The organism is Planktothrix sp. (genome assembly GCF_046067725.1).
Lineage (GTDB): Bacteria > Cyanobacteriota > Cyanobacteriia > Cyanobacteriales > Microcoleaceae > Planktothrix.
In genome coordinates this window covers 1-8800 of the sequence record NZ_JBJUDF010000212.1, presented here as the reverse complement: position 1 = coordinate 8800, position 8800 = coordinate 1, and the positions used below count along the sequence as shown (strand labels likewise).

Below are 8800 nucleotides of genomic sequence, written 5' to 3'. Positions count from 1 at the left end.
GGTTGTAGCAGAACAATTTAAGTTACCTTACCAATTTGACCGCAAAACCGCTGTATTTTCCCTGAGTTCAGCTATATTAGTAGGAGTAGGAGCCGGATTTTTTCCCGCTTTACGCGCCAGTCAACTTGACCCAGTGAAAGCTTTAAAAGGAGATTAAGTCAAAAGTAAAAATAAGAATTAAACCTAACAAGAGAGATTAAAGGTTATGGAAAAACCGCAAAATTTTGATTTAGAATCCTCACTGAATCCTGAAACCTTAGCAGAACCTGAACCATTTAGGTTTTTACCTTTAGGGATGATTTTAACTTTAATATCAGGTTTAATCGGAATTTTCGTGACCGCACTTCCTTCTGAACCTGTGAACCCTGAGCCTTCTTCGACTGTTTCCAATTGGGAATTGTTTTCAACTCCAATTCCTACTTTAAAGTCTTCTTCTCATGAGAATCCTAATCCTTGGATGAAGGGAAACTTAATGTCTGTTTCTGATGTTAAATCTATCAATAAAATTCACAATTTAGAAAACATTAGTTTTGATCACCCTGAACCCTTTCAACTGAATAATTTAGAATCCCCTATTAATATTTTAATCCCAGATATTCAAGCTTTAAATATAGAACAAAGTGAGTCTCAATCCGCTTTAGAAATTTCTGAAATTACTGATATCAGTGAGATGAACATGACTCCTTTAAACTTAATCGCCAGTCGTCCCCAATATCCGATGGTAGCACAACCTTCTTCAGAGGTTCAATCGACTCCCTCGGTTCCTGATGTTTCGGAAATTGATGGAATTCAATTAACGTTACAAGAGGTAATTTTTTTAGCATTAGAAAATAATCGCACGATTAAAAATCAGTATTTAGAACGAATTGTACAACGTCAAGATTTAGCGGTTGCTGAAGATAAATTTAATCCTAATTTTACACCCAGTTTGTCAATAGGATGGGATAATATAACTCAGGGAAATACAACAATAATGAACCGGGGTTTACGTTTATCAGCGAAAGTATTGGTTAAAATTCCCACAGGAGCAGAACTGAATTTAGAATGGGAAGGACAAAGACAACAGGAAAATTATCAAGGCTCAGGAATTTCTGATCGAGATATTTTAAGACAAAATTTAGCCTTAGTATTTAACCAACCTTTATTAAGAGGTGCTGGAGAAGCTGTTAATCGAGCCTCTATTGAAATAGCCCGAATTCAAGAAACGATTAATTTACTAGATTTAAAATCAATTTTAATTGATAAAATTACAGAAGTTATTCTAGTTTATCGTGCTTTACTACAAGCGCAAGAACAAGTTAAAATTGAAACAGAATCTTTAAAAACAGCCCAAGAACAAGTTGAAACAACAAAGGTTTTGATTCAAGCTGGACGATTACCTAGAACTGAATTAATTACCGTCCAAACTCGTGTCGCTAATCAAGAATTATCTTTATTAAGTGCTCAAAATAATTTAAAACAGCAACAACTCAATTTATTACAATTATTAGATATTGCTCAAGAAGTTAACATTATAGCATCTGAAAATTTAGACATTTCATCGATCACCTTCAATCCAGATGAAATTAAACAGTTAGGTTTGGAGAATCAACCTAGTTATTTACAATCAAAATTAAAATTACAACAATCAAAAACCGATTTAATTGTTGCAGAAAATAATCGTCGATGGAAGATCGATTTAAGCACTAGGATTATACATCAACCCGCACCGGATATTATTGGAAATCAAACGGATTTAAGAGCGGGATTAGTCTTGAGTAAAACCTTAGGTGATCGAACATTAGAGCAGGATTTTCAACGAAGCCGGATTAATGTTTTACAAGCCGAAAATAATTTAATAGAAGCTGCTCAAAATCTTGAAATTGATGTCAAGAAAAGTTTACAAGATCTTGATGTCGCTAGGAAAACTGTTGAATTATCTCGACAGGCGACCCAGTTAGCTGAACAACAACTTCAGAATGAGGTGGAAAAAGTGAAGTTAGGAGCGGATGGCTCTTCTTTGGTGAATTTAGTACAATTCCAATCAGGTTTAACCCAAGCCCAAAATAGTGAATTAAATGCTAAAATAGACTATCTAAATACCTTAACAAATTTGTACCAAAGCTTGGGTACAACCTTAAATCAATTTGGTATTACCATAGAACAGCAACCCATCAAAAATAATGACTGATTCCTCTGTAATTACCTTAACAGTAGAGGGTGAAAATTTACCCCAGAATAAACAAAATCGGCGGTTAGATTTGTGGTTATCTCAACAAATTCCTGACCTATCTCGCTCTCGAATTCAAACCTTAATTAGTCAAGGATGGGTGAAAGTCAATGAACAAGTTTGTACCGCTAAAAAAATTTCTGTACAAAGCGGCGATCGCTTAGAAATTATTCTCCCTCCCCCCCAACCTTTAGAACTAGAAGCCGTTGATATTCCCCTAGATATTTTATATGAAGATGATTGTCTTTTAATCCTCAATAAACCCGCAGGTTTAGTGGTTCATCCTGCACCCGGACATCAGAATGATACCTTAGTCAATGGGTTATTAGCTTATTGTGATCAATTAGCAGGAATTGGCGGGGTACAACGTCCTGGAATTGTGCATCGTTTAGATAAAGATACAACCGGGGCAATGGTGGTGGCGAAAACAGATTTTTCCCTGCAAAATTTGCAAGCTCAAATCAAAGCAAAAACTGCTCGTCGTCAATATTTAGGAGTCGTTTATGGAGTCCCTAAAACCGAATCAGGAACCATTAATCAACCCATTGGTCGCCATCCGATTGATCGAAAAAAAATGGCTATTATTCCCATCGAAAAAGGGGGACGAGAAGCGATTACTCATTGGCAAATTCAAGAGCGTTTAGGAAACTATACGTTAATATTATTTACCTTAGAAACAGGACGCACTCACCAAATTCGGGTGCATAGTTCGTTTATGGGAAATCCTCTTGTCGGTGATCCTGAATATAGTCGAGGAAAAGCGATGGGTGTAAATTTACCTGGACAGGCACTTCATGCTTGGAAACTAACATTAAATCACCCAATTTCAGGAGAAAAAATTGAAGCGATCGCTCCTATCCCTGATGCGTTTCAAACACTCTTAGATGTTTTACGTCGCCGTTAAAATCGGCAATTGTTGACAAATTATAATGGTAATGTAACCGTAAATCGAGTTCCCTTTCCAATTTCACTGTCAACATCAATTTTGCCTTGATGTAAATCAACCGCTTGTTTGACAATGGATAATCCTAACCCTGTTCCTTGTATATTTCCCACATTAGAAGCTCGTTCAAATTGTTGAAAGAGTTTATCTTGATAATCCAAGGGTAAACCGATGCCTTCATCAGCCACTTCAAACCAAATTAATTGACCATCTTGGTGAATTTTTAAACTAACTGTACCTCCATCTGGCGAATATTTAATAGCATTAGATAACAAATTCATCAAAATATGGCGGAGTAAATCTTTATCAAGATTCCCATGAATGACTTCTTGAGAACTCATAAATAAAACCCGATGTTCTGAATGAGCAATGGGTTTGATTTCTTCAATCAAAGATTGACAAAATTCTACAACTTGAATGGGTTGAGGATTAAACGTTAGTTTTCCAGATTCAGCACGACTTAAGATTAACAACTCCTCCAAAAGATTGTTCATATTACTGACAGAATTTTGAATCCGATCTAAATGTTTTTGTTTTTTCTCTTCCGTCCATTTTTCGCTATAATCTTTTAACATCCCCGCCGACATTTGAATGGCAGTTAATGGGGTTTTTAAATCATGGGAAGCAATGGATAAAAACCTGGATTTTTCATCTTTCAAGATTTGAGCTTCTTTTAACGAATGCTGAATTTCTAAAGTAGATTGATGTTTTTTCAAAGCAATTTTAATCGCAGCATGAACTTCTCGCTCTTTAAAGGGTTTGAGAATATATCCATAGGATTCGGTTTCTTCAGCGCGTTCTAGGGTTTCATCATCAGCATAAGCTGTGACATAAATCACAGGAATATTAAATTTTTCTTGAATCAGTTTTGTCGTTTCAATACCATCCATATCCCCTTTAATCACAATATCCATTAAAATTAAATCCGGTTTGGTTTCTTCAACCTTTTGTAACGCGGCTTCGCTTGAAGAGGCAATTCCCACCACAACATACTCTAATTTTTCTAATTTTCGGGCTAATCCCTTCGCAATTAACAATTCATCTTCCACAATTAAAATTTTAATTTCTCCCATTTTTACCCCCTCTAATTGATAATCGAAAATTCAAGTTTAAAATTGACAATTATTGCTCTTAAAAACTATCTTAACATCTCGGCTTGGTCTGCCTCCTTCTGTTCTTTTCCGGCTGCTGTTCTTCCCAAGCCCCATTGTCTGCCTGAATAGTTGGCTAATTTCAACCGATGCGCTACAATCCCAGAACCAAAGGTAGACTGTACTAAAACCAATTAGTCGTTATAGTATGGCGATAGTATATGGTGGGGAGTTGGCAATCACACAATGAATCTAACGCAGGAAATTGTTTTCCAGAATGGCAAATATCGGATTGATGCTGTTCTCGGTCAAGGGGAGTTTGGTATCACCTACCAAGCCACACACCATCTCACTGATCAAGCGGTTGCCATTAAAACCCTTCATCCTAAATTCATCCACTGCGTTGATTTTCCCCAAATCAAACAGCAATTTATAACCGTCGCCCAGCGTTTAAGCCAGTGTCACCATCCTAATATTGTCCGTGTGCTGGAGATATTTGAAGAAAAGGGTTTACCCTACCTGGTGATGAATTATATTCCAGGGCCAACCCTAGAAAAAACCTTACAAGCAAATTCTCGGTTATCGGTTGATCTAGCGTTGCAATATATCCGTCAAATTTCTTCCGCTTTAAGAACCCTACATCAACAAGGTTTACTTTACTGTAACCTGCAACCGAGGAATATCTTACGTCACAAAGGGACAGATATTCTGACCTTAGTAGATTTTGGCTTAACCAGTGGGTTTGTTGAACAAAATACTCGGTTTCCCATTCGCAACCGGGTTTTATCCGTAGGTTATGCGTCCTTGGAACATTATCTTCCCCATCAACACCTGAGTCCCGCAACGGATATTTATAGTTTGGCGGCGACCTTCTATTGTTTGTTAACCGGTGAACCTCCCTTAGAAGCACCGTTACGAGTGAATGAGGCGACACAAGAATTACTCAGTGCTTCTAAACCCAGGTTAAGAGAAATTCAACCGACCCTAAGTTCCGTTGTAGAACGATTAATTTATTGGGGATTAGAAATTGAACCGTCTCGACGTCCTCAAAGTGTAGATCAATGGATTGCCTTTTTACCCATTGAAGAAACAGGCACCGTCATTCAATCTCCTCAAACCATCATTCAACCTCAAAATCCCAATATTGTAGCGTCTACCCCCAATTCTGTGGCGGTAAAAGCCACGGTTGAAACTTCTGTTACCGTTGTGGAAAAACCCGTTACCTCCGTTGCAACATCCCCCAGCGTTCCTGTGAGTTCACCCCAGCCTAAAATTCAACCTGTTGTGGTGAATGATCTGAACTGGGAACCTGTAGAAAAAACACCATCCTTGGGTTTTTTACTGCCCATTTTATTCTTGATTACATCCTTATTTTTTGGTTGGGTAGGATTTGATCTAACCCGTCGTTATGGATATATTATTAGTCAGAAAACGAACTTACCCATCAATCATCCTTTCAACCATTTAGATTCAACAGAACCGATGTTTGAAAATCCTTCGGTAGCGACTCAAAATCCAAAGGAAGTAGCGGCTGAACATTCTACAGAAGAACCTTTAGAACAGGGAGATGATTCAATCGGGGAATCTTCTGATGAGAGAGAAGCGCAAACAGAAGAAACCTCACCCCTGGCTTCAGAAGGTGATAGCAGCGTGATTGCTGGAACAGAAACCGAAAGTTCATCTTCTTCAGAGTCTCAATTAGAAGAATATTTACTGTCTCCATCAGAAGAAAACAATGAGTTTGAAGTTGGAGTGGAACCCACCGTTACAGACTCCTCCTCTAGTTCTGTAACAACCTATTCTGATCCCAATTATTCAACGGTTCAACCGGATACACCTCCAGTCTCTAGTTATTCTCAAGATGCGAATGTGACTCTACCTCCAGAAACAACATTCGAGGGAGGAGGAGGTTCCTATAATCAGGAATCTGATCCAAATTATTATCCAGAGTCAACGGTTCCTGTAGAATCCCAATATCCGGTTTCTTCTCAAGAAACGAGCCCAATGATATCCGCACCTAACTATGGAACTGAATCTAATATCCCTAGCCCACCTTTAACCTCTCCGTTCAGTAACTAGGAATGAGACAGTCTGAGAGTTTTAATGGAGTGCAATTATATCAACTCTTTCTTTGAGATAAAGCTTCCATCCCATTAACTCTTTTTAACAATTTTTCTTAATGATAATATAGATAATACTCATCCTCAATAATCGTTTTTTCATGCCTTAAATTAGATCAGCTGTCACGCAGTTAATTTTGTTGCCTAAAAGCATTGCTGTAAGGACTTTAGGCAACAAAATATCAAGTTTAGATGGGTAGCAGCTTATGATATAATCAACAATAGACAAAATTTAATTTGATTTTGCTCCTCATGTTGAATATTCCTCAAATCCTCGCTCAAGAACTGTCTCTGAAACCCTTTCAAGTGGAAAACGCACTACAATTGTTTTCTGAGGGGGCAACGATTCCTTTTGTGGCGCGGTATCGGAAAGAACGCACGGGTTCTTTAGATGAAACTCAACTGCGAGATCTTTCAGAACGCTATACCTATTTAACGGAATTAGAAGACCGGAAAAAAAGCATTTTAGATGTGATCGCCTCTCAAGATAAACTGACCGATGAACTCCGAGAAAAAATCGAAAATTGTTTACAGAAAACGGAATTAGAAGATTTATATTTACCTTATAAACCCAAACGACGAACTCGCGCGACTGTTGCGAAAGAAAAAGGATTAGAACCTCTAGCTCAATTTATTGCTAATTTTAATCAACCCAATTCCCCAACGGTTTCCTTAGAAGCAGAAGCTGAAAAATATATTTCTGAAGAAAAAGGCGTTAAAACCGTTGAAGATGCCTTAAATGGAGCATCTGATATTTTAGCAGAAATCGTGTCAGAAAAAGCAAATTTACGAGCTTATTTAAGAGAATATTTAATGAATAATGGGGTATTTTCATCCCAGGTTAAAGAAGATTACCCCGAAGGAACAACAAAGTTTGAAATGTATCGTCAATATCGAGAAAATGTACAGGATATTAAACCTCATAATTTGTTAGCTTTATTTCGAGGAGAAACGGAAGGGATTTTAAAAGTTGAGATTGAATTTGATGAGGATTTTGTACAGTCTTATTTAGAATCCCAGGAAATTAAAACGAAAAATCCGGTAATCAGGAAATTTTATCAACCGATGTTAAAAGATGCTTTTAATCGGTTAATGAAAACCTCTTTAATGAGTGAAGTTAGAAGCGATCGCAAAACCTACGCGGATTTAGAATCGATTAAAACCTTTGAAGCGAATTTAAGAGAATTATTACTCGCCGCACCTGCGGGGATGAAACCGACTTTAGCCATTGACCCAGGGTTTAGAACCGGATGTAAAGTTTCAGTCTTATCCGAAACCGGAAAATTCTGTGAATATCAAACGATTTTTCCCCATCAAGCAGACGGTCAACGTCAAGAAGCGGCGAAAAAACTTAAACAATTAATCGATAAATATAATATTGAATTAATCGCCATTGGAAATGGAACTGCTGGACGAGAAACCGATGAATTTATAACCGAAATTATCGCTAAATTAGACCGGAAACCAATTAAAGTTATGGTAAATGAATCCGGTGCATCGATTTATTCTGCGAGTGATGTGGCGCGACAAGAATTCCCCGATTTAGACTTAACGGTGCGAGGTGCAATTAGTATCGGACGTCGGTTACAAGATCCGTTAGCGGAATTAGTAAAAATTGATCCAAAATCCATCGGAGTTGGACAATATCAACATGATGTGGATCAGAAATTATTAAAGAAAAAACTTGATGAAACCGTTGAAAGCTGTGTAAACTATGTGGGAGTAGAATTAAATACGGCTTCTAAAGAATTATTAACCTTTGTTTCAGGAATTACCCCAACGGTAGCTCAGAATATTGTCAATTATCGCAATGAAAATGGAGCCTTTAAAAGCCGTAAGGAACTGTTAAAAGTGGCAAAATTAGGCCCGAAAGCCTTTCAACAAGCGGCAGGATTTTTAAGAATTCGAGGGGGGATTAATCCTTTAGATAATACCGCAGTTCACCCAGAAAGTTATGGGGTGGTGGAAGTCATGGCGAAAGATTTAGGGGTTCCTTTGAATAATATTAGCCAATTTAAGGATAAAATTAAATCCGTTAAGCTGGATAAATATGTCACTGATACAATTGGAATTCCAACGTTAAAAGACATTATCAACGAACTCGAAAAACCGGGACGAGATCCCCGTGCGGAGTTCAAATATGCCACGTTTAAAGAAGGAATTAAAGAAATATCGGATTTAAAAATCGGAATGGAATTAGAAGGAATTGTCACGAATGTGGTTGCATTTGGTGCGTTTGTTGATATTGGAGTGCATCAAGATGGGTTAGTTCATATTTCTCAAATTGCGGATCAATTTGTTGATGATCCGAATAAGTTTGTGAAAGTGGGTCAAGTGGTAAAAGTTCGAGTCATGGAAGTTAACGAGAAGTTAAAGCGGATTAGTTTAACGATGAAGCGGTAAGAAATCAGTTAAAATTTTCTTGAAATTAGGGTTT

The 8800-nt window shown here is 37.5% G+C and carries 6 protein-coding genes; 5 read left to right on the top strand and 1 reads right to left on the bottom strand.

Features of this window, described 5'->3' with window-relative positions:
• From ACKPEB_RS13070 to ACKPEB_RS13060, 3 genes are all read left to right on the top strand, one after another.
• On the top strand, positions 1-157 hold a 157-nt coding region (locus tag ACKPEB_RS13070; protein WP_408965369.1), incomplete at its 5' end, for an ABC transporter permease.
• 48 nt (positions 158-205) lie between these two features.
• Positions 206-2170, top strand: coding sequence for a TolC family protein (locus ACKPEB_RS13065; protein WP_408965368.1), 1965 nt, complete (start codon positions 206-208; stop codon positions 2168-2170).
• The gene (locus tag ACKPEB_RS13060) at positions 2163-3113 is read left to right on the top strand and encodes an RluA family pseudouridine synthase (protein ID WP_408965367.1); all 951 of its coding nucleotides are present in this window, start codon (positions 2163-2165) and stop codon (positions 3111-3113) included. The genes ACKPEB_RS13065 and ACKPEB_RS13060 overlap by 8 nt, the downstream gene beginning before the upstream one ends.
• Positions 3114-3133: 20 nt before the next feature.
• On the opposite strand, the gene ACKPEB_RS13055 is transcribed toward ACKPEB_RS13060, so the two are convergent.
• Positions 3134-4225 (bottom strand): ATP-binding protein, encoded by a 1092-nt coding sequence (locus ACKPEB_RS13055; protein ID WP_408965366.1) that lies wholly within the window; start codon positions 4223-4225, stop codon positions 3134-3136.
• A 264-nt stretch (positions 4226-4489) separates the two neighbouring features.
• Between ACKPEB_RS13055 and ACKPEB_RS13050 the strand changes: the two genes are divergently transcribed.
• Complete coding sequence (locus ACKPEB_RS13050) at positions 4490-6322, top strand: serine/threonine protein kinase (RefSeq protein ID WP_408965365.1); 1833 nt, start codon at positions 4490-4492, stop codon at positions 6320-6322.
• Positions 6323-6615: 293 nt separating this feature from the next.
• The gene (locus ACKPEB_RS13045) at positions 6616-8766 is read left to right on the top strand and encodes a Tex family protein (protein ID WP_408965364.1); all 2151 of its coding nucleotides are present in this window, start codon (positions 6616-6618) and stop codon (positions 8764-8766) included.
• Positions 8767-8800: the final 34 nt, after the last annotated feature.

Coding starts and splice junctions, on each gene's coding strand:
- ACKPEB_RS13055 (WP_408965366.1), bottom strand. CDS start 4,225: ATGGGAGAAATTAAAATTTTAATTGTGGAAGATGAATTGTTAATTGCG.
- ACKPEB_RS13065 (WP_408965368.1), top strand. CDS start 206: ATGGAAAAACCGCAAAATTTTGATTTAGAATCCTCACTGAATCCTGAA.
- ACKPEB_RS13060 (WP_408965367.1), top strand. CDS start 2,163: ATGACTGATTCCTCTGTAATTACCTTAACAGTAGAGGGTGAAAATTTA.
- ACKPEB_RS13050 (WP_408965365.1), top strand. CDS start 4,490: ATGAATCTAACGCAGGAAATTGTTTTCCAGAATGGCAAATATCGGATT.
- ACKPEB_RS13045 (WP_408965364.1), top strand. CDS start 6,616: ATGTTGAATATTCCTCAAATCCTCGCTCAAGAACTGTCTCTGAAACCC.